This window comes from Sphingomonas phyllosphaerae FA2 (genome assembly GCF_000427645.1).
Lineage (GTDB): Bacteria > Pseudomonadota > Alphaproteobacteria > Sphingomonadales > Sphingomonadaceae > Sphingomonas > Sphingomonas phyllosphaerae.
On the sequence record NZ_KE386571.1, the window covers coordinates 2556109 to 2577980 of the forward strand.

General features: G+C 65.8%; 22 protein-coding genes. 3 read left to right on the top strand and 19 right to left on the bottom strand.

Going from position 1 to position 21872, the window contains the following annotated elements; genetic code table 11:
• The 3 genes from secD (at position 1) to SPHPH_RS0112415 (ending at position 3047) form a co-directional block, all read left to right on the top strand.
• Positions 1-1602 (top strand): protein translocase subunit SecD, encoded by a 1602-nt coding sequence (gene secD / locus SPHPH_RS0112405; RefSeq protein ID WP_028966964.1) that lies wholly within the window; start codon positions 1-3, stop codon positions 1600-1602.
• Between the two features lie 61 nt (positions 1603-1663).
• Positions 1664-2638: a protein translocase subunit SecF gene (secF, locus tag SPHPH_RS0112410; RefSeq protein ID WP_028966965.1), complete on the top strand. Its 975-nt coding sequence runs from the start codon at positions 1664-1666 to the stop codon at positions 2636-2638.
• Positions 2639-2660: 22 nt separating this feature from the next.
• Complete coding sequence (locus tag SPHPH_RS0112415) at positions 2661-3047, top strand: Mth938-like domain-containing protein (protein ID WP_028966966.1); 387 nt, start codon at positions 2661-2663, stop codon at positions 3045-3047.
• 13 nt (positions 3048-3060) lie between these two features.
• Here SPHPH_RS0112415 and SPHPH_RS19735 read toward each other — a convergent pair whose 3' ends face one another.
• The 19 genes from SPHPH_RS19735 to ndhC form a co-directional block, all read right to left on the bottom strand.
• Complete coding sequence (locus SPHPH_RS19735; protein WP_051273295.1) at positions 3061-3474, bottom strand: DUF983 domain-containing protein; 414 nt, start codon at positions 3472-3474, stop codon at positions 3061-3063.
• Between the two features lie 44 nt (positions 3475-3518).
• Positions 3519-3797, bottom strand: a complete 279-nt coding sequence (locus SPHPH_RS0112425) for a DUF1467 family protein (RefSeq protein ID WP_028966967.1) — start codon at positions 3795-3797, stop codon at positions 3519-3521.
• Positions 3798-3822: 25 nt separating this feature from the next.
• Positions 3823-5463, bottom strand: coding sequence for a ribonuclease J (locus tag SPHPH_RS0112430; protein WP_028966968.1), 1641 nt, complete (start codon positions 5461-5463; stop codon positions 3823-3825).
• Between the two features lie 84 nt (positions 5464-5547).
• Complete coding sequence (locus SPHPH_RS0112435; RefSeq protein ID WP_028966969.1) at positions 5548-6336, bottom strand: type III pantothenate kinase; 789 nt, start codon at positions 6334-6336, stop codon at positions 5548-5550.
• A gap of 13 nt (positions 6337-6349) precedes the next feature.
• Entirely contained in the window at positions 6350-7132 is a 783-nt protein-coding gene (locus SPHPH_RS0112440; protein WP_337587828.1) for a biotin--[acetyl-CoA-carboxylase] ligase, read from the bottom strand.
• Positions 7074-8534, bottom strand: coding sequence for an NADH-quinone oxidoreductase subunit NuoN (gene nuoN, locus SPHPH_RS0112445; RefSeq protein WP_028966971.1), 1461 nt, complete (start codon positions 8532-8534; stop codon positions 7074-7076). The genes SPHPH_RS0112440 and nuoN overlap by 59 nt, the downstream gene beginning before the upstream one ends.
• A complete protein-coding gene (locus tag SPHPH_RS0112450; protein WP_037488541.1) occupies positions 8534-10072 on the bottom strand; it encodes an NADH-quinone oxidoreductase subunit M in 1539 nt (512 codons plus the stop codon). The genes nuoN and SPHPH_RS0112450 overlap by 1 nt, the downstream gene beginning before the upstream one ends.
• 16 nt (positions 10073-10088) lie before the next feature.
• Entirely contained in the window at positions 10089-12206 is a 2118-nt protein-coding gene (gene nuoL, locus SPHPH_RS0112455; protein ID WP_028966973.1) for an NADH-quinone oxidoreductase subunit L, read from the bottom strand.
• 6 nt (positions 12207-12212) lie between these two features.
• Entirely contained in the window at positions 12213-12527 is a 315-nt protein-coding gene (nuoK, locus tag SPHPH_RS0112460; protein ID WP_037489584.1) for an NADH-quinone oxidoreductase subunit NuoK, read from the bottom strand.
• Positions 12528-12535: 8 nt separating this feature from the next.
• Positions 12536-13147: an NADH-quinone oxidoreductase subunit J gene (locus SPHPH_RS0112465; protein ID WP_028966975.1), complete on the bottom strand. Its 612-nt coding sequence runs from the start codon at positions 13145-13147 to the stop codon at positions 12536-12538.
• An 85-nt stretch (positions 13148-13232) separates the two neighbouring features.
• Positions 13233-13718, bottom strand: coding sequence for an NADH-quinone oxidoreductase subunit NuoI (nuoI, locus tag SPHPH_RS0112470; protein ID WP_028966976.1), 486 nt, complete (start codon positions 13716-13718; stop codon positions 13233-13235).
• Position 13719: 1 nt separating this feature from the next.
• Positions 13720-14766 (bottom strand): NADH-quinone oxidoreductase subunit NuoH, encoded by a 1047-nt coding sequence (gene nuoH / locus SPHPH_RS0112475; protein WP_028966977.1) that lies wholly within the window; start codon positions 14764-14766, stop codon positions 13720-13722.
• Positions 14763-16757 (bottom strand): NADH-quinone oxidoreductase subunit NuoG, encoded by a 1995-nt coding sequence (gene nuoG, locus SPHPH_RS0112480; protein ID WP_028966978.1) that lies wholly within the window; start codon positions 16755-16757, stop codon positions 14763-14765. The genes nuoH and nuoG overlap by 4 nt, the downstream gene beginning before the upstream one ends.
• Positions 16757-18061 carry an NADH-quinone oxidoreductase subunit NuoF gene (gene nuoF, locus SPHPH_RS0112485; RefSeq protein ID WP_028966979.1) on the bottom strand — a complete coding sequence of 435 codons (1305 nt, stop codon included), beginning with the start codon at positions 18059-18061 and terminating at the stop codon, positions 16757-16759. Before nuoF ends, nuoG begins: the two co-directional genes overlap by 1 nt.
• On the bottom strand, positions 18058-18753 hold the full coding sequence (locus tag SPHPH_RS0112490) for a complex I 24 kDa subunit family protein (RefSeq protein ID WP_028966980.1): 696 nt from the start codon (positions 18751-18753) through the stop codon (positions 18058-18060). The genes nuoF and SPHPH_RS0112490 overlap by 4 nt, the downstream gene beginning before the upstream one ends.
• Positions 18753-20033, bottom strand: coding sequence for an NADH-quinone oxidoreductase subunit D (locus tag SPHPH_RS0112495; protein ID WP_051272998.1), 1281 nt, complete (start codon positions 20031-20033; stop codon positions 18753-18755). Before SPHPH_RS0112495 ends, SPHPH_RS0112490 begins: the two co-directional genes overlap by 1 nt.
• Positions 20030-20878, bottom strand: coding sequence for an NADH-quinone oxidoreductase subunit C (locus SPHPH_RS0112500; protein ID WP_028966982.1), 849 nt, complete (start codon positions 20876-20878; stop codon positions 20030-20032). Before SPHPH_RS0112500 ends, SPHPH_RS0112495 begins: the two co-directional genes overlap by 4 nt.
• Positions 20875-21444: a NuoB/complex I 20 kDa subunit family protein gene (locus SPHPH_RS0112505; RefSeq protein ID WP_404719691.1), complete on the bottom strand. Its 570-nt coding sequence runs from the start codon at positions 21442-21444 to the stop codon at positions 20875-20877. Before SPHPH_RS0112505 ends, SPHPH_RS0112500 begins: the two co-directional genes overlap by 4 nt.
• Positions 21435-21809, bottom strand: a complete 375-nt coding sequence (gene ndhC / locus SPHPH_RS0112510) for an NADH-quinone oxidoreductase subunit A (RefSeq protein ID WP_028966984.1) — start codon at positions 21807-21809, stop codon at positions 21435-21437. The genes SPHPH_RS0112505 and ndhC overlap by 10 nt, the downstream gene beginning before the upstream one ends.
• Between the last annotated feature and the right edge of the window lie 63 nt (positions 21810-21872).

Here is a 21872-nt window from a genome sequence, read left to right on the forward strand (position 1 = left end):
ATGCTGGACTTTCCCCGCTGGAAGGTCGCCGGCATCTGGCTGCTGCTCGCGGCATTGGTGTCGCTGTCGATCCCGACCTTCATTCCCGAAAGCGTGACGCAATCGTGGGGGATCAACCTTCCGCGCGTCAACAAGGGGCTGGATCTGGCCGGAGGCAGCTATCTGCTGCTGGAGGCTGACACCAACGACGTCGCCGCGACTCGCGTCGAGGCGATGCGCGAGCAGGTGCAGACTGAGATGCGCCGCCAGAACCCGCGCATCGAAATCGGTGAGATCTCCAGCCGCGGCGGGCAATTGTCGTTCCTGCTGCGCGATCCCGCACAGGTCGACGCCGCGCGCGAGCGGCTGCTCCAGATCACCGGCACCGGCGCGGGGATGACAGGGCAGCGCCAGTGGGACATCCAGGTCGTCGATACCAGCCGCTTCGTGCTGACGCCGACTGCCGAGGGGCTGAAGCAGGCGGTCGAGACCGCGATGGGCGACGCGACCGAAGTCGTGCGTCGCCGTATCGACGAAATGGGCACGCGCGAGCCGACGATCATCCGGCAGGGTAGCAACCGCATCGTCGTACAGGTGCCGGGGCTGCAGGACCCGCAGGCGCTCAAGGACCTGCTGGGCAAGACCGCCAAGCTCGAATTCAAGCTGGTCGACGTCAATGCCGATCCGCAGGCGCTTGCCAAGGGTCAGGCACCGGCCGGCGACCAGATCCTGCCCTATCCGAACAATCCCTCGGGCATCCCGCTGATCGCGGTGAAGCGGCAGGCGATCATCACCGGCGACATGCTGAGCGACGCGCGACAGGAGTTCGAGCCGCAGACCAACGCCCCGCAGGTATCGATGACCTTCGACAGCCAGGGCGGCCGTCGCTTCGCGCGCACCACGCAGGAGAATGTCGGCAAGCCGTTCGCGATCATCGTAGACAACAGCGTGATCTCCGCGCCGAACATCAACGAGCCGATCATCGGCGGTCGCGCCGCGATCAACGGCGGGTTCACGGTCGAAAGCGCCAACCAGCTCGCGATCGCGCTGCGCTCGGGCAAGCTGCCGGTCGACCTTAAAATCGTCGAAGAATCGACGGTTGGCCCTGACCTCGGCGCCGATTCGATCCGCGCCGGCATTCTCGCCTCGGCGGTCGCGGTCGCGCTGGTCGTGGCGTTCATGCTGGTCACCTACGGCCGGTTCGGCGTCTATGCGAACCTCGCAGTCGTCATCAACGTGTTTGTCATCCTCGGCGTGATGGCGCTGCTCAAGGGCACGCTGACGCTGCCGGGCATCGCCGGCTTCGTGCTGACGATCGGCACCGCAGTCGACGCCAACGTGCTGATCAACGAGCGCATCCGCGAGGAACGCCATCGCGGGCGCAACGTGGTGCAGGCGGTCGAGCTGGGCTATAAGGAAGCCAGCCGCACGATCTTCGAGGCGAACGTGACGCACGCGATCTCGGGCATCATCATGTTCGTGCTCGGCTCCGGCCCGGTGAAGGGTTTCGCGGTCGTGCTGCTGATCGGCATCGCCACCAGCGTGTTCACCGCCGTCACCTTCACGCGCATGCTGGTCGCGGGCTGGCTGCGCCGCGCCAAGCCGAAGACGATCAACATATGATCGCCCCCGCCCTTCTCTCCCCTAACCGGACCCCGGCTGCGGCCGGGGCGGCGAGGCCGTCATGAAACTGCTGAAGCTCGTCCCCGACGACACCAATATCGATTTCGTCCGCCTGCGCGGGCTCGCCTTCGGCCTGACGCTACTGCTCAGCGTGCTCGCGGTCGGGATCACCTTCTACAAGGGGTTGAATCTCGGCGTCGACTTCGAAGGCGGCCTGATGATCGAGGAACGGTTCGCGCAGACTCCCGATCTCGACCGTGTTCGTAGCGTAGTCGATAAGCTAGGTGTAGGCGAAGCTGCACTCCAGCAGTTCGGTGACCCACGGACCATCACCATCCGCCTCCCCGTCCAGCAAAGCGGCGACGAAGGCGCAACCAACGCCGCCGTCCGCAAAGTCGAAGGCGCGCTCGCAAAGGCGTTCCCAGGTACGGAATTCAGGCGCTACTCGACGGTAACCGGCAAGGTGTCGGGCGAGCTGATCCGCAACGGCGTGCTTGCGGTGGTGCTCGCAGTCCTTGGCATCGGCCTGTTTGCGATCTTCCGATTTGAGTGGCAGTTTGGCGTGTCGACGATCGTTGCGATCGTCCACGATCTGCTCATGACGCTCGGCTTCTTCGCGCTGACGCAGTTCGAGTTCGACCTCAACATCGTCGCAGCGGTGCTGACGATCATCGGTTATTCGATCAACGACAAGATCGTCATCGACGACCGCATCCGCGAGAACATGCGCCGCTATCGCAAGATGGACATGCGCGAGATCATCAACCTGTCGGTCAACGAGACGCTGCCGCGCACCGTGATGACCTCGGTGACGATCCTGCTCGCGCTGCTCGCATTGCTGTTCCTGGGCGGTCACGTGCTGCGCGGCTTTACTGCCGCGATGACGCTCGGCATCATCGTCGGCACCTATTCGTCGATCTACGTCTCCTCCTCGCTGCTCATCACGCTCGGGCTCCGCGCCGAGCCAGAGAATGAGAAGCTGGCGCGCGGCACCAGCGTCGCCGACAATGCGGAGCGCGTCGGGCCGCGCGCCTGACCCGCGCCGGGGAGCACGCACGATGAGAATGGACCGCGAGCGCGACGCCGCCGGCCCGCTGGTCCGCGGCTTCGGCCCGGCCGGCTTCAAGGTCGACGCGCCGGACGGTACGATGGGCGTCTATCCGGCGCTGCTGCTGACCGCGACGCGAGCCGATGGCTGGACCCCGCCGCCGTTCGATGCGCTCGACGCGGCGGCGCTGGCGCCGTTGCTGGGCGAGGAGATCGAGTTCGTACTGCTCGGCACCGGCGCCGATCTGCGCCGCCCGCCGCGCGCGCTGGTTGCCGCGCTGGAGAAGCGTGGGATCGGCGTGGAGGCGATGGACAGCCGCGCCGCTGCACGCGCCTGGGGGGTGCTGCGCGCCGAGGAACGCCGCATCGCCGCCGCGCTCTACCCGCTGGAGGGCTAAGCGCCCGGCGCGCTCAGTCTTCCTTGACCAAGCGCCCTTCGCGCGCCTTGAAGTAGAATTGGCTCGCCACCAGCAAGCCCTTGATCGGCCGCAGCGGCAGCACCGTGCTGACCAGCAGCACCGGCAGGCTGACCAGCACATGCATCCACCACGGCGGATCGGCCAGGATCTGCAACATCAGCGTGAAGATCACGCCGGGCAGACACGCGAACAATTGTACGAACACCGCCGGTCCGTCCGCAGGATCGGCATAGGAATAATCGAGCCCGCACACCGGACAGCGGTCGCGGATCGACAGAAAGCCGCGAAACAGCGGCCCCTTCCCGCAGCGCGGGCAGCAACCACGTATCCCTGTCGCGAGCGGCGACAGGCGCGGCCAGACATGGCCGGCGTCGTCGACAAGGCGCGGATCACTGGCGTTGGTCATTATCACCCCTTGCGCCGCCCAGCGACGCGTCGCCACAACCCGCGTCAGTCGATCGCGTTCGCCACATCCATGACGTCGAGCGACTGCACCGTGACCCAGCCGAACTCATAATTGGCGACGAACAGCGCGAACAGCGCCGTCGCGACGATCGTCGTCCGCACGATGACCCGTTTTAGCGAGAATTCGTGCGGCGCGCTCTCGGCGGTGCCGGGCATGTGCGCCTCGCCGGCTTCCGCCGAGGTACGCACCCCGAACGGCAGCACCAGAAAGACCGAAAATGCCCAGAAAAGGATGTAGATCGCCAGCAGCGATGTCCAGCGCATCCCCATCCTCCCCCTTTGCTGCCGATCAGACCTGGACGATCACGACGTCGACGATCGGCTTCTTGCCGGTCCATCGCGTTGCGACCTTGCGGACCGCCATCCGCACGTCCTCGCGCAGCCGCTCGCGATCACGCTGGCGCCCGGCCATCGCCTCCGCCGCCGCTTCGATCGCCTCAGCGAGGAACGGCTCGCGCTCTTCCTCGACCGGCACGCCCTGTACGCGCACCTCGGGCGTCCCGCCGGCGCGGCCGTTGCGATCGACCGCGATCCCGACCGAAATCTGGCCGTTGACCGCGACGCGCCGCCGCTCGTTGATCGTGCTGCCGTCGGCCGGCAGGATCACATCACCATCGAGCACCAGCCGCCCGATCGGCACGTTGCCGATCTTCTTCGGCGCACCCGGTGCCAGCCGCACCATGTCGCCGTTGGTCTGCACCACAGCGTTGGCAATGCCCTGCGACAGCCCGTAGCGCGCGTGCTCCATCAGGTGCCGCATCTCGCCGTGCACTGGCACCAGCGAGGTCGGACGCAGCCAGCCGTACATCTTCGCGAGTTCCGGCCGCCCCGGATGCCCCGAGACGTGAACATGCGCCTGCTTTTCGGTGACCATCTCGACACCCTTGGCGGCAAGCTGGTTCTGGATGCGCCCGATCGCGACCTCGTTGCCGGGGATCTGCTTCGACGAGAAGATCACCATGTCGCCCATGTCGAGCTGGACCGGGTGGCTCCCCGCCGCGATCCGCGCCAGCGCGGCGCGCTCTTCGCCCTGCCCGCCGGTGGCGACGATCAGCACGCGGTTCTTGGGCAACCGCATCGCCGCATCAACATCGACGGTCTGCGGGAAGTTCTTGAGATAGCCAGTCGCCTTGGCGACGCGGATGATTCGATCGAGCGAGCGCCCGGTCACGCACAGCTTGCGCCCGGTCTCCTCCGCGACCTGCCCGAGCGTGTGGAGCCGTGCGGCGTTCGACGCGAAGGTCGTCACCACCACGCGACCGCGCGCGCGCGCGACGCTCTTGGCGAGCCCCTCGCGGACGCTCGCCTCGCTGGGCGAAGCTTCGGCGTTGAAGACGTTGGTCGAATCGCAGACGAGCACGTCTATGCCTTCCGCACCGATCTCGGCGAGTTCCTCGGGAGTCGCCGGCTGGCCGATAACCGGGGTCGGATCGAGCTTCCAGTCGCCGGTGTGGAACACCTTGCCCGCCGGGGTGCCGATCACCAGCGCGTTGGCCTCAGGGATCGAGTGCGACAGCGGCACGACCTCGACCTCGAACGGGCCGACCTTGAAGGACTTGCGCGCCTCGACCAGCCGGATCTTCACCCGGTCCTCGATCCGCTCTTCCTCCAGCTTGCCACGCACCAGCCCGGCGGTGAACGGCGTGGCGTAGATCGGCACGCCAAGGTCTTCGGCAAGGTACGGCAGCGCGCCGATGTGATCTTCGTGCCCGTGAGTCAGAACGATCCCGACCAGATCGTCGATTCGCTCCTCGATGAAGCGCAGATCGGGCAGGATCACGTCGATCCCCGGATAGTGCGCGTCCGCGAACGTCACGCCGCAGTCGACCATCAGCCATTTGCCGGCATGACCGTACAGGATCACGTTCATGCCGATTTCGCCGGACCCGCCCAGCGCGCAGAAAAGAAGCTCGTTATTCTTCGGTGTCATTACATTCCTTTGAGTGCCGGCACCGCGGCCCGTCCGCATCATCGCGGCAGGCGGAAAAGACGGACGATCGCGCCGGCAAAGCGGTCATGCGTCGATATGGGCGCGCGCGTACATGATCGCCAGACCCTGGATTGTCAGGTCGGGTTCGATCGCGTCGAACGCGTCGGTATGTTGTTCGAACAAAGTGGCGAGGCCGCCGGTGGCGATCACCTTCACGGGGCGTGCGATCTCGCGCTTCATGCGCGCGACCAGCCCCTCGATCATCGCGATATAGCCCCAGTAGATGCCGATGTTCATCTGATCGACGGTGTTGCGGCCGATAACGCTGTCGGTGGCGGGCGCCTCGATCGCGATCCGCGGCAGCTTGGCCGCAGCCATCACCAGCGCGTCGAGCGACAGGTTGATTCCCGGCGCGATGATCCCGCCCTTGTACGCGCCATCGAAGTCGGAATGGTCGAAGGTCGTTGCGGTCCCGAAGTCGATCACGATCAGGTCGCCGGCATGGAGCGCGTGCGCCGCGATCGTGTTGACCGCGCGATCGGCACCGAGGCTGCGCGGCTCGTCGACGTCGACCGACAGCTGCCACTCGACCGGCGCGCGCCCGGCGATCAGCGCCTCCGTGCGAAAATATTTGCTGGCGAGCACCTCGAGATTATGGAGCGCGCGCGGCACCACGGTCGAGATGATGACCGCGGTCACATCCTCGCGTGTGTATCCCTCCAGCTGGAGCAACTGGCTGAGCCACACCGCATATTCGTCGGCGGTGCGGCGCGGGTCGGTGGCGATCCGCCAGCGCGCGCGGATCTCGCGCGTTGCCGGCTGGACGAGCGCGAAGACGATATTGGTGTTGCCGGCATCGACCGCGAGCAGCATCGCCTTCCTCTCCCTAGACCACGAACACGTCACCGGCATGGATGACATGCCGCGTACCGTCCGCCAAGCCGAGCAGCAGCGCGCCGCCCACATCGAGCCCGAGGAATTGGCCCTGAAGCGTGGTCTGGTCGGGTAGCCGCACGCTCAGCGCGGTGCCGACCGGGTGTGCGCGTGCGCTCCATTGCGCAGCGACCAGTCCGATCCCCTGCGCGCGCCACACGCCCAGCCACGATGCGAAACGATCGGCAAGGCGTTCGAGCAGGGTGGCGGCGTCGACCGTCGCCCCGGCTGCGCGCAGGCTGGTCGTGGCGCGATCGGGAAGCGCCGGATGATGCGCGACATTGACCCCGATCCCGACGACGACATCCGCCACGCCGCGTTCGAGCAGGATTCCCGACAGCTTCGCGCCATCGAGCAACAGGTCGTTGGGCCATTTCAACTGTAACGCCCGCGCGTCGGGCAATACGCCACGCACCGTCTCCTCCAGCGCGACCGCCGCGACCAGCGCCAGCCCCGCGGCCGGCGGATCGTCCGGACGGATCGCGACCAACGCGCTCGCATAGAGATTGCCGGCGGGCGAGTCCCAGACGCGCCCCTGCCGCCCACGCCCGGCGGTCTGCTGCTCGGCGCGCAGCCATGTGCCCTCGTCGACCGCGCGGTCGCCCGCGAGCGCCAGCAGGTCGGCGTTGGTCGACCCGGTCGCCGGTACCGTCAGGATCCGGGGCAGCGCCGCCGCCTTAGAAGAGGCTGTTGGCGGCAGCGAGCGTCCAGGCCGACAGCGCCGGGATGGCGAGATAGCCCAGCGGCGAGACGAACACCGCCGCGACCGCGATCAGCCCGCCCTCGAGCTTGTCGCCCTCGCCGAACGCACCGGTCGGCTCGTCGAAATACATCGTCTTGACGAGGCGCAGGTAATAATAGGCACCGATCACGCTGAACACGACGCCAACCACCGCCAGCGGGAACAGCCCCGCCTGCACCGCGGCATAGAAGACCGCGAACTTGGCATAGAAGCCGAACAGCGGCGGGATGCCGGCGAGCGAGAACATGAAGATCGCCAGCGCCGCGGCTAGCCCCGGCCGCGTCCGCGACAGGCCCGCAAGGCTCGCGATCGTCTCGATAGGCTGCCCGTCGGCATCGCGCATCTGGAGCACGACGAGGAAGCTGCCCAGCGTCATCGCCAGATAGATCGTCATATAGGTCATCACCGAGGCGACACCTTCCGGCGTCCCCGCCGCGAGACCGATCAGCGCGAAGCCGACGTTGTTGATCGACGAATAGGCGAGCAGGCGCTTGACGTTCTGCTGTCCGATCGCCGCGACCGCGCCGAGCAGGATCGAGGCGAGCGACGCGAAGATCACGATTTGCCGCCACTGCACCTCGGCCGGCCCCATCGCCTCGACCGCGACGCGCACCGCGAGCGCGATCGCCGCGACCTTGGGCGCGGAGGCGAAGAAGGCGGTGACCGGGGTCGGCGCGCCTTCGTAGACGTCCGGGGTCCACATGTGGAACGGCACCGCCGAGATCTTGAACGCCAGCCCGGCGAACACGAACACCAGTCCGAACAGCAGCCCCAGCGAACGCCCGCTGCCCGTCAGCGGCGCGGCCGCATAGGCCCCCGCGATCTCGTTGAACAACGTCGAACCGGTGAAGCCGTAAACGAGGCTGATCCCGTAAAGCAGGATGCCGCTCGCCAGCGCGCCGAGCACGAAATATTTGAGCCCCGCTTCCGCCGAGCGCGTGTCCTGCCGCATGAAGCTCGCCAGCACATAGGCGGCAAGGCTCTGCAGTTCGAGCCCGACATAGAGCGTCAGCAGATCGCCCGCCGACACCATCATCCCCATGCCGCACGCCGACAGCAGGATCAGCACCGGATATTCCGGCCGCAAATCCGCGCCCGCGGTGCGCCGGAAGAAGTCGGGCGCCATCAGGATCGCAACCGCGGCGCCGACGTATATCAGCACCTTGGCGAACGCTGCGAAGGCGTCGGCGCGGTACAGGCCGTAGAAGGCGTCACCACCGCTCGACGCCGGGCCAGTCAGCGCGATCAACGCCCCGCCCAGCACCGCGACCGATACCCACGACACCGCTTTGGTCGAGGCCGGTCCGCCCCAGGCGGCGACCAGCATCAACGCGATCGCCCCGACCGCGAGCACCAGCTCGGGTAGCGTCATCGCCAGATTGGCGGCGTAATCCATCAGTGCGCGCTCCCATGCGCAGAAGTTTCGGCATGTGCGGCCGGCACAATCCCACTGCCCTTCGTGGGCAGCGAGTCACCCGCCGGCTTGGCGCGGTCGATCCGCGCCAGCAGGATCTGCGTATCCTTGCGCATCGGCGCGAGGAAGCTCTCCGGATAGACGCCCATCCACAGCACCGCCGCCGCGATCGGGACGAGCAGCCACAGCTCACGCGGGGTCAGGTCCGACATCGCGCGGACTTCGGCCGACTTGATCTCGCCGAACACGACACGGCGATACAGGTAGAGCATGTAGCCCGCACCGAGGATGATCCCGGTGGTGCACAGCAGCGCGACCGTCGTCGACACCTGATAGGTGCCCATCAGGCTCAGCAATTCGCCGACGAAGTTGCTGGTGCCCGGCAGGCCGATCGAGGCCATCGTGAACAGCAGGAACAGGATCGCATAGCACGGCATGTTGATCGCCAGCCCGCCGTAGCGGCTGATCTCACGCGTGTGCAGCCGGTCGTAGATCACGCCGACGCACAGGAACAGCGCGCCCGACACCAGACCGTGGCCCAGCATCACCATCATCGCGCCCTCAATCCCCTGAGCGTTGAACGCGAACAGGCCGATCGTCACGATCGCCATGTGCGCGACCGACGAATAGGCGATCAGCTTCTTCATGTCGGACTGCACCAGCGCGACGAGGCTGGTGTAGATCACCGCCACCGCGCTCAGCCCGAACACAAGCCACACGAGGCTCGCCGACGCTTCGGGGAACATCGGCAGGCTGAAGCGCAGGAAGCCGTAACCGCCGAGCTTGAGCAGCACGCCCGCCAGGATCACCGACCCCGCGGTCGGTGCCTGCACGTGCGCGTCGGGCAGCCAGGTGTGGACCGGCCACATCGGCATCTTGACCGCGAACGACGCGAAGAACGCCAGCCACAGCCACGTCTGCACGCTGGCCGGGAAGTCGTAGTTGAGCAGCACCGGGATGCTGGTCGTCCCCGCGGTGATGCTCATGTAGAGCATTGCGATGAACATCAGCAGCGAGCCGAGCAGCGTGTACAGGAAGAACTTGTACGACGCGTAGATGCGGTTCGCGCCCCCCCAGATGCCGATGATCAGGAACATCGGGATCAGGCCGGCTTCGAAGAAGATGTAGAACAGGAACAGGTCCTGCGCCGCGAAGGTGCCGATCATCAGCACTTCGGTGAACAGGAACGCCGCCATATATTCCGGCACGCGCTTCTCGATCGCCTGCCAGCTGGCGCCGATACATATCGGCATCAGAAACACCGACAGCACGATCAGCAGCAGCGCATAGCCATCAATGCCGAGCGCCCAGCCGAAGCGGCCGAACAGCGGGGCATATTCGACGAACTGCCATTGCGCGCCACCGACGTCGAAAGACGTCCACAGCACCACGCCAAGCGCGAGGTCGATCAGCGTCGCGGCCAGCGCGGTGAGGCGCGCCGCGGGGGCGGAGAGAAACAGGCACGCGATGGCGGCGACCGCAGGGACCGCCAGCATCAGCGAGAGGATCGGGAACGACATCTTCCTTCTCCCCCGCTCAGCCCGCGATCGCCCAGGTGATCGCGGCGGTGAGCCCGATCAGCATGACGAAGGCATAAGTATAGACATATCCGGTCTGGAGACGAACCGCCGCGCGGCTTCCCACCTGCACCAGCCACGCCGAGCCATTCGGCCCGAAGCGGTCGATCGTCCCTTCGTCGCCACGGTGCCACAGCAGGCGACCGATCGCGAACGCCGGGCGCACGAACAGGAAGTGGTAGAGCTGGTCGAAATACCATTTGTTGAGCAGGAAGCGGTACAACGGCTGGAACGTGTCCGCGAACTTCGCGGGCGCCCCCGGCGAGCGGATGTACGTCAGGTACGCGATCAGCAGCCCCGACAGCATCACGATCGTCGCCGCCAGCTGCACCAGCAGCGGGACCTGATGCATTTCGTGCATCAAATGCTCGTTAAAGAACAAGGCGCCGTTCCAGAACCCGCCCGCGCTCTCCGGATCGATGAACCAGCGATGGAACACGAACCCGGCCGCGACCGCGCCAATCGACAGCACGATCAGCGGGATCAGCATCACGATCGGGCTCTCGTGTGGATGATAGCCGCCGGTGCCCTTCGGGATCTCGTTGAACCCGCGCGATTCGACGTGTGGTGTATGCCCGGCGTCCTCACCCGCAGGATCGGGATGATGCGCATCGTCATGCCCGTGCGCATGCGCGTCGCCATGGTCGTGCGCGTGATCGTCGTGGCCATGTCCGTGCGCGTCATGGAGCGCGTGCTGGATATGCTCCGATGCCGCCCAGCGCGGTTCCCCCCAGAAGGTGAGGAACATCAGACGCCACGAATAGAAACTGGTCAGCAGCGCCGCGAACACGCCGACCATCGACGCGACCGGCGATCCGGCAGCCCATGCCACCTCGATGATCGCATCCTTGGAGTGGTAGCCCGCGAACCCGCCGATACCGTAGAGGCCGACGCCGGTGATCGCGAGCGTCCCCAGCAGCATCGCCCAGAAGGTGACCGGGATCGCCTTCCGCAAGCCGCCGTAGAACCGCATGTCTTGCTCGTGGTGCATCGCATGGATCACCGAGCCGGCACCGAGGAACAGCAGCGCCTTGAAGAAGGCGTGCGTGAACAGGTGGAACATCGCCGCGCCATAGGCGCCGACGCCCGCCGCAAAGAACATATAGCCGAGCTGCGAGCAGGTCGAATAAGCGATCACGCGCTTGATGTCGGTCTGCGTCGTGCCGATCGTCGCCGCGAACAAGCAGGTCGCCGCGCCGATGAAGGTCACGAAGCCCATCGCGGTCGGCGAGGTCTCGAACATCGGAGACAGGCGGCACACCATGAACACGCCCGCGGTCACCATCGTCGCGGCGTGGATCAGCGCCGACACCGGGGTCGGGCCTTCCATCGCGTCGGGCAGCCAGGTGTGCAGCCCGAGCTGCGCCGACTTGCCCATCGCGCCGACGAACAGCAGCAGGCACAGCACCGTCATCGTGTCGGCGCGGAACCACAGGAAGCCGATCGTCGATCCGGCCATCGACGGCGCGGCGGCGAGGATCGCCGGGATCGAAACCGTGTTGAAGACCAGATAGGTGCCGAAGATCCCGAGCATGAAGCCGAGATCGCCGACGCGGTTGACAACGAACGCCTTGATGGCCGCGGCATTGGCGCTCGGCTTGCGAAACCAGAACCCGATCAGCAGATAGCTGGCGAGGCCGACGCCTTCCCAGCCGAAGAACATCTGGATCAGATTGTCGGCGGTCACCAGCATCAGCATCGCGAAGGTGAACAGCGACAGATAGGCGAAGAAGCGCGGCTGATCCGGGTCCTCGCTCATATAGCCCCAGCTATAGAGGTGGACGAGCGCCGAGACGCTGGTGATCACCACCAGCATCACCGCGGTCAGCGCGTCGACGCGCAGCGCCCAGGACACGTCGAACGTGCCCGAGGTCATGAAGTGCAGCACCGGCGTCACCGATGCCTCGCTGCTACCCATCAGGAAGCCGATGAACACCGGCCACGACAAAGCGCACGACAGGAACAGCCCACCGGTGGTGATCGCCTTGGGCAGCGTCGCGCCGAACGACTTGTTCGCGAACCCGGCGACGATCGCCGCGACGAGCGGGACGAAGACGATGAAGAGGATCGAATGCACCGGAATTTACCCCTTCATCCGGCTGGGATCGTCGACCGAGATCGAGCCGCGGCCGCGGAAGAAGATGACGAGAATGGCGAGCCCGATCGCCGCCTCACCGGCGGCGACGGTCAGCACGAACATCGCGAACACCTGCCCGACGAGGTCCTGCAACGCCGCCGAGAAGGCGACGAGGTTGATGTTCACCGCCAGCAGGATCAGCTCGATCGCCATCAGGATGACGATGATGTTCTTGCGGTTGAGGAAGATCCCCAGCACGCCCATCGTGAACAGGATCGCCGCGACGACGAGATAATGGACGAGGCCGACGCCCCCCGACATGGCCGCGTTCACAGCTGCACCCCCTGCCCGATTTCCGGCCGCACGTTGCGCGTCGCGTCCTGCGGACGGCGCGCATTCTGCCGCGCGATATTCTGGTAGCGCGATCCCGACCGCTCGCGGTGGGTCAGCACGATCGCGCCGATCATCGCGACCAGCAGCACCAGCCCCGCGCCCTCGAAGATGAAGAGATAGCGCGTGTAGAGCAGGTTGCCGATCTGGACGATGTTCGGGACAACATGATCGGTCGGCGCCGCACGCCGCGCGAGATCGATCCCGCCCGCGCTCCACGCGCCGACCCCGATCAGGATCTCGGCGACCAGCGCCACCGCGAGCACGAGCCCGATCCCGAAATAACGGACGAACCCGGCGCGCAGCTCCGCGAAGTCGATGTCGAGCATCATGACCACGAACAGGAACAGCACCGCGACCGCGCCGACATAGACGATGACCAGCAGCATCGCGATGAACTCGGCGCCGACCAGCACCATCAGCCCGGCGGCGTTAAAAAACGCGAGGATCAGCCACAGCACCGAATGGACCGGGTTGCGCGACGAAATCGTCATCGCACCGGACACCAGCACGACGAGCGCGAACAGATAGAAGGCGATGGCCTGGATCATAGCGCCTTCCCCGCGTCCGCACGCCCGCGGCGCGCGCTGAATGAAACCGTCAAAATCATCTCGACCCCTGATGTCACGCGAGCGCCTACCGGTACGGCGCGTCGGCGGCAAGGTTCGCCGCGATCGCGCGCTCCCACCGGTCGCCGTTGTCGAGCAGCTTGGCCTTGTCGTAGATCAGTTCCTCGCGCGTCTCGGTCGCGAAATCGAGGTTCGGTCCCTCGACGATCGCATCGACCGGGCACGCTTCCTGACACAGGCCGCAATAGATGCACTTTGTCATGTCGATGTCGTAGCGCGTCGTACGGCGGCTGCCGTCGTCGCGCGGCTCGGCCTCGATCGTGATCGCCTGCGCCGGGCACACCGCCTCGCACAGCTTGCACGCGATGCAGCGCTCTTCCCCGTTGGGATAGCGGCGCAGCGCATGTTCGCCGCGAAAGCGCGGGCTCAGCGGGTTCTTTTCGTACGGATAGTTGATCGTCGCCTTCGGCTTGAAGAAATACTTCAGCGTCAGCGCATGCGCCTTCACGAACTCGTAGAGCGTGAACGCCTTGATCGTCTGCGCGATACCCATCTTACACTCCCACGCGCATGAACATCAGCACGCCCGACACCAGGAACACCCAGAACAGCGACAACGGCAGGAACACCTTCCAGCCCAGCCGCATCAGCTGGTCGTAGCGGTAGCGCGGCACCGTCGCCTTGATCCACGAGAAGACGAAGAAGAAGAACAGGATCTTGGCGAACAGCCAGATGATCCCCGGCACGACGTACAGCGGCGCCCAGTCGAACGGCGGCAGATAGCCACCCCAGAACAAGGTCGCATTCAGCGTACACATCAACAGCACGTTCGCATATTCGCCCAGCCAGTAGAGCGCGAACGCCATCGACGAATATTCGGTCTGATAGCCCGCGACCAGCTCGCTCTCCGCCTCGGTCAGGTCGAACGGCGCGCGCTGCGTCTCCGCCAGCGACGAGATCAGGAACACGACGCTCATCGGGAACAGCAAGGGGTTGAACCCGAAGCCGTTGATGAAGCCGTAGAGCCCCTTCTGCGCCTCGACGATCGTCGTCAGGTTGAACGAGCCCGCCCACATCACCACCGAGATCAGCACGAAGCCGATCGCAACCTCATAGCTGACCATCTGCGCCGCGGCGCGGATCGCCGAGAAGAACGGATATTTGGAGTTCGACGACCAGCCGGCGAGGATGATCCCGTACACGCCCAGCGACGACGCCGCGAGCACGTAGAGCAACCCGACGTTGATGTTCGCGAGCACCACGCCCGGCTGGAACGGCACCACCGCCCAGACGATCAGCGCGACCGTGAAGGTGATGATCGGCGCGAGCAGGAACAGCCCGCGGTTCGCCGCCGACGGAACGATCGTTTCCTGAAGGAAGACCTTCAGCCCGTCCGCGAACGACTGCAACAGCCCGAACGGCCCGACGACGTTCGGCCCGCGCCGCAACGCCATCGCCGCCCAGATCTTGCGGTCGGCATAGATGATCATTGCCACTGACAGCATCAGCGGCAGCGCGATCGCCAGAATGCCGACGATCGTCGCGAGGAACCACGCCCAGCCATAAGGAAGGCCGACGGTATGATTGAAGAAGTCGGTCACTCCGCCGCCTCCGCGAAGCTCTCGCCATGCACCAGTTCGGCCGAGCAGCGCTGCATCGTCGGCGACGCCCGGCAAATGGCGTTGGTGAGATAGAAGTCCTTGATCGGATAGCCTTCGAGCACGCCCTCGGCGACGGTACCGAGCGCCGGCGCGCTCCACGCGAAGGTCTTGAGCCCCAGCGTCGCCAGCTCCGGACAGTCGAGCGCCATCGCCGCGCGCAGCTCGTCGATCGTGTCGAACGGCAGCGTCTGGCCGAGCCGCTCGCTCAGCGCGCGGAAAATCGTCCAGTCCTCGCGCGCGTCACCCGGCGGGAACACCGCGCGCTCGCCGCGCTGGACGCGACCCTCGAGGTTGACGAACGTCCCGGACTTTTCGGCATAGCTCGCGCCCGGCAGGATCACATCCGCATGATGCGCGCCGCGGTCGCCGTGATGGCCGACATAGACCTTGAAGCCGGTGAAGCGCGCATGATCGCACTCGTCGGCACCGAGGAAGAAGGTCAGCTTCGCGTCGTACAGCGCCGAAATACCGGCCGGTTGTGCATAGCCGAGCATCAGCCCGCCCATCCGCGACGCTGCCATGTGGACGACGTTGAAGCCGTTCCACCCGTCCTTCACCAGGCCAAGCGTCTCGACCAACCCGAGCGCCGCGCCATGCGCGCCCTTGAGCGCCGCACCGCCGACGATCACCATCGGCTTCGCGGCCTTGCCGAACGCCTCGGTCACGCGCTCGGGCAAATTGCCGAGCACCGACAGATCCGCGCCGAGCCACTCGACCTTGTAGGTCAGCTCGGTTTCCGGGCCGATCGCGAAGACCTTCGCGCCCTTCTTGATCGCCTTGCGTATGCGCGTGTTCACCAGCGGCGCTTCCCAACGCAGGTTGGTGCCGACCAGCAGGATCGCGTCCGCCTCTTCGGTGCCTGCGATCGTAGTGTTGAAGTTCACTGCGGCGAGGCTGGACGTATCATAGTCCATGCCGGTCTGCCGCCCCTCGAGCAGCGACGAGCCGAGCCCCTTGAGCAGCGCCTTGGCCGCGAACATCGTCTCGCAGTCGACCAGATCGCCCGCGACCGCCGCGACCGATCCGCCGTGTTCGACCGCCGCAATCGCCGCGAACGCCTCGTCCCACGTCACCGCGTGCAACTTGCCGTCGCGGCGCACATACGGCCGGTCGAGCCGCTTGCGGACCAACCCGTCGACCGCGTGGCGGGTCTTGTCGCTCGCCCATTCCTCGTTGACGTCGTCGTTGACGCGCGGGACCGCGCGCAGCACCTGCCGCCCGCGGCTGTCGAGCCGGATATTGGTGCCGACCGCGTCCATGACGTCGATCGTCAGCGTCTTGCGCAGTTCCCACGGGCGCGCTTCGAACGCATAGGGCTTGCTGGTCAGCGCTCCAACCGGGCAGAGGTCGACCACGTTGCCGCTCAATTCGCTGCTGACCGCTTCCTCCAGATAGGAGGTGATCTGCATGTTCTCGCCGCGATAGATCGCGCCGATCTCCTCGACGCCCGCGACTTCCTCCGCGAAGCGGATGCAGCGCGTGCACTGGATGCAGCGGGTCATGACCGTCTTGACGATCGGCCCCATATACTTCTCGGTGACCGCGCGCTTGTTCTCGTCGAACCGCGAATGGCCGCGGCCATAGGCGATCGACTGGTCCTGCAGGTCGCACTCGCCGCCCTGATCGCAGATCGGGCAGTCGAGCGGGTGGTTGATCAGCAGGAATTCCATAATGCCCTCGCGGGCATGCTTCACCATCGGCGTGTTGGTGAAGATCTCCTGGTTTTCCGCAGCCGGCAGCGCGCAGCTCGCCTGCGGCTTGGGCGGTCCGGGCTTCACCTCGACCAGACACATCCGGCAATTGCCGGCGATCGACAGCCGCTCGTGGTAGCAGAAGCGCGGGATCTCCTTGCCGGCCAGCTCGCACGCCTGCAGCACGGTGGCGCCCTGCGGCACCTCGATCTCGACTCCGTCGACTTTGACCTTGGGCATTATTCAGCAGCTTCCTGCATCGGGGCGACGTTGCCGCCACGCTCGTTGATGCGGCGTTCCAGCTCAGGGCGGAAGTGGCGGATCAGGCCCTGGATCGGCCACGCCGCCGCATCGCCCAACGCGCAGATCGAATGGCCCTCGACCTGCTTGGTCACCTGCTGGAGCATGTCGATCTCGCCGATCTCGGCATCACCGGTGCGCAGCCGCTCCATCACGCGCCACATCCAGCCGGTGCCCTCGCGGCACGGCGTGCACTGGCCGCAGCTCTCGTGCTTGTAGAAGTACGACAGCCGCGCGATCGCACGGACGACGTCGGTCGACTTGTCCATGACGATCACCGCCGCGGTGCCAAGCCCGGAGCCGACCGCCTTGAGGCCGTCGAAGTCCATCGGCGCGTCCATGATGTCTTTCGCAGGCACCAGCGGCACCGACGACCCGCCCGGGATCACCGCGAGCAGATTGTCCCAGCCGCCGCGGATGCCGCCGCAATGCTTCTCGATCAGCTCGCGGAACGGGATGCTCATCGCTTCCTCGACCACGCACGGCGTATTCACATGGCCGGAGATCTGGAAGAGCTTGGTGCCCTTGTTGTTCTCCGCGCCGAAGCTGGAGAACCACGCCGCACCGCGCCGCAGGATCGTCGGCGCGACCGCGATCGATTCGACGTTGTTGACCGTCGTCGGGCAGCCATACAGCCCCGCGCCGGCCGGGAACGGCGGCTTGAGCCGCGGCTGGCCCTTCTTGCCCTCGAGGCTTTCGAGCATCGCTGTCTCTTCGCCGCAGATGTACGCGCCCGCGCCGCGGTGGACGAAGACATCGAAGTCATAGCCTGACCCGCAGGCGTTCTTGCCGACGAGACCCTTGTCATACGCCTCGGCGACCGCAGCGAAGAGCACCTCGGCCTCGCGGATATACTCGCCGCGGATGTAGATATACGCAGCCCGCGCGCGCATCGCGAACCCCGCGACCAGCGCGCCCTCGATCAGCTTGTGCGGATCGTGGCGGATGATCTCGCGATCCTTGCACGACCCCGGTTCGGACTCGTCGGCATTGATGACGAGGAAGTTCGGACGATCCGGCTTCGGCTCCTTGGGCATGAACGACCATTTGGTGCCGGTCGGGAACCCTGCCCCGCCACGCCCGCGCAGCCCCGACGCCTTGATGACGTCGATGATCTTGTCCTGGCCGAGCGCCAGCAGCGCCTTGGTATTATCCCAGTCGCCGCGCGCCATCGCCGCGTCCAGCCGCCACGACTGATAGCCGTAGAGGTTGGTGAAGATGCGGTCCTTGTCGAGCAGGCTCATGCGTCCGCTCCCTGCGCCGCGACGTTCCACTCGTCGCGGTAGTCATGATTTTCGGTCACCATCGCGGTCAGCGAGGTCGGCCCGCCCTTCGGCTCGACCGTGTGGCGCCCCGGTTCCTGCGTCCCCGGCTTCGGCGCGCCGCCGTTGGCTAGCGTCTCGAGGATCGCGATCGTGCGATCGTAGTCGAGGTCTTCGTAATTGTCGTCGTTGATCTGCACCATCGGCGCCGAAGAGCAATTGCCCATGCACTCGACCTCGGTCAGCGTGAACAGGCCGTCGGGCGTGGTCTTGCCCTTGATGAGGCCCTTGTTCTTGCACGCCGCCAGCACGTCGTCCGACCCGCGCAACATGCACGGCGTCGTCCCGCACACCTGCACGTGGAAACGCCCGACCGGCGCGAGGTTGAACATCGTGTAGAAGGTCGCGACCTCGTAGACGCGCATGTACGGCACGCCGATCTCGCGCGCGACGAACTCGATCACCGGGACCGGCAGCCAGCCCTGCGTCTGCGTTTCGGCCCCGACCTGACGCTGCGCCAGATCAAGCAGCGGGATCGACGCCGATTGCTCGCGCCCGGCCGGATAGCGCGACAGGATCGCATCACGCTTCGCCTTGCTGTCGTCGTTCCACTGGAACGCGCCCCAGCGTGCGCGGACCTCGGCCTCGTCGGGAATGATAGGTGCGTCAGCCATCAGCGGTCACATTCGCCAAAAACAATATCCATCGCGCCCAGGATGGCGGTGGTGTCCGCCAGCATGTGCCCGCGGCTCATGAAGTCCATCGCCTGCAGGTGCGAAAACGCGGTCGGACGGATCTTGCAGCGATACGGCTTGTTGCTGCCGTCGCTGACCAGATACACGCCAAACTCGCCCTTCGGACTCTCGGTCGCGACATACACTTCGCCCGCCGGGACGTGATAGCCCTCGGTATAGAGCTTGAAGTGGTGGATCAGCGCCTCCATCGAGCGCTTCATCTCCGCGCGCTTCGGCGGCACCACCTTGCGGTCGAGCGACGCGATCGGCCCCTCCGGCATTTCGGCGAGGCACTGCTTCATGATCCGCGCCGACTGGCGGACCTCCTCGACGCGCACCATGAAGCGGTCGTAGCAATCGCCACGCGTCCCGACCGGCACGTCGAAGTCCATCTTCGCATAGACGTCGTACGGCTGCGACTTGCGCAGATCCCACGGGATGCCCGCGGCGCGGATCATCGGGCCGGAGAAGCCCCACTTGATAGCGTCCTCGCGGCTCACCGTCGCGATGTCGACGTTGCGCTGCTTGAAGATGCGGTTGTCGGCGACGAGGCTGATCGCATCCTCGAACAGCCGCGGCAGCCGCGTATCGAGCCAGTCGGCGATGTCGGTCAACAGCTTCAGCGGCACGTCCTGATGCACACCGCCGGGACGGAAGTAATTGTGGTGCATCCGCGCGCCGGTCGCACGCTCGAGAAAGCCGTAGCAATCCTCGCGAATCTCGAACAGCCACAGGTTCGGCGTCATCGCGCCGACGTCCATGACGTGTGACCCAAGATTGAGCATGTGGTTCGAGATGCGCGTCAGTTCAGCGAAGAACACCCGCAGATACTGCGCGCGGATCGGCACTTCGAGATCGAGCAGCTTCTCGATCGCGAGCACGAAGGTGTGCTCCATGCAGGCCGGCGAGCAATAATCGAGCCGGTCGAAATACGGGATCGCCTGCGCATAGGTCTTGTATTCGATCAGCTTCTCGGTGCCGCGATGCAACAGCCCGACGTGCGGATCGATCCGCTCGATGATCTCGCCGTTCAGCTCCATGACGAGCCGCAGCACGCCGTGCGCCGCGGGATGCTGCGGGCCGAAGTTGATCGTGTAATTCTGGATCGCCACGTCGCCCTCGGTCGGGTGCGAAGCGTCGGTCGCGTGCAGGATCTTCTCGATCGCGGGATCGACCTCGCGATCGACCGCCTGCTCCTTATGGACGTACGTATCGGTCATTGATTCTGCCCTCCGCCCTTCGACGGCACGACATCAGGGTCGGCCGGCCTCGGCTCGGCATCGCTTTCGGCACGGCCCGCGCCGGTCTCGGCGGTGCTGGTCGTGTCCTTCTTGGCATAAGGCTGGCTCGGCGCCGGTGCGTCCTGCCTCGGCGTCTGCGCGACACCCGCCTTCTGCACCTCGGTCGCAGTCGCCGGAGTCGGCGCGCCCTTCGCTTCGGGCAGCTTCGCCTTCTCGTCACCCGGCAGCACGTATTCCGCGCCTTCCCACGGGCTCTCGAAATCGAAGGTGCGGAAGTCCTGCGCCAGCTTCACCGGCTCATAGACGACGCGCTTCTGCTCTTCCGAATAGCGCAGCTCGACGAACCCTGTCAGCGGGAAGTCCTTGCGGAACGGATACCCGCGGAAGCCGTAATCGGTCAGGATGCGACGCAGGTCGCGGTTGCCCGAGAACAGCACGCCGTACATGTCGTACACCTCGCGCTCCAGCCAGCCCGCGACCGGCCATATGTCGGTCACCGATGGCACCGGCGTATCCTCGGTCGCGCCGACATGGACGTGCAGCCGATGGTTGCGGGTCAGCGACAACAGGCAATAAACGATCTCGAACCGCTCGGCGCGGTCCGGATAGTCGACGCCCGCGATCTCCATGAGCTGCTGATATTCGAGCCCAGGCGTGTCGCGCAGCGCGATCAGCGCCGCGACCAGCCCGTCGCGCGTGACGTGCAGCTGCACCTCGCCGGCGATCTCGACCGCGTCGAGCAACGCGCCACCGATCGCGGTGCGCGCCGCGCCGATCGTCGCATCGTTGAGCTGCGCCGCCCAGGCAGGAGCCGGCGCCCTCACCGTTCGATGCTCCCGGCGCGGCGGATCTTCCGCTGCAACTGCATCACGCCATAGAGCAGCGCCTCGGCGGTCGGCGGGCAGCCGGGAACATAGATGTCCACCGGCACCACGCGGTCGCAGCCGCGCACGACGCTGTAGCTATAGTGATAATAGCCGCCGCCATTGGCGCACGAGCCCATCGAGATGACGTACTTCGGCTCCGACATCTGGTCATAGACCTTGCGGAGTGCCGGGGCCATCTTGTTGCAGAGCGTGCCCGCGACGATCATCACGTCCGACTGGCGCGGCGACGCACGCGGCGCGGCACCGAACCGCTCCATGTCGTAGCGCGGCATATTGACGTGGATCATCTCGACCGCGCAGCAGGCGAGCCCGAATGTCATCCACCACAGGGAGCCGGTACGCGCCCATTGGAACAGGTCCTCGGTCGAGGTGACGAGGAAGCCCTTGTCGTTCAGCTCGCCGTTGAGCCCATCGAAAAAGCCCTGGTCGGGCGCAATCACGCCACGGCCCGGCTCGGGATTGTTGACGAGCCCGATCGGCCCGGAGTGTGCTTCTACTCCCACTCCAGCGCTCCCTTCTTCCACGCGTAGACAAGGCCGAGGGCGAGTTCGGCGATAAAGATCATCATCGAGAACCATGCGGTCCAGCCGAGCGAAAAAACGCTGACTGCCCAAGGATATAGGAACGCCGCTTCGAGATCGAAGATGATGAACAGGATGGCGACCAGATAGAATCGCACATCGAATTGCGAACGGCTGTCCTCGAACGCGGGGAAGCCGCATTCATATTCGGCCAGCTTTTCGGGCGTGGGTTTGGCCGCGCCGGTCAGCTTGGCGACCGCCATCGGAAGAAAAACGAACGCACTCGACAGAGCGAGCGCCACCCCCAGGAACAGGAGGATCGGTAGGTATTGCGACAGATCGACCACTATGTCTCTCTCGCCTCTCTCGCAGGTGCGAACGGAACCGGCACGCTCTAGACCCCCGCCCCC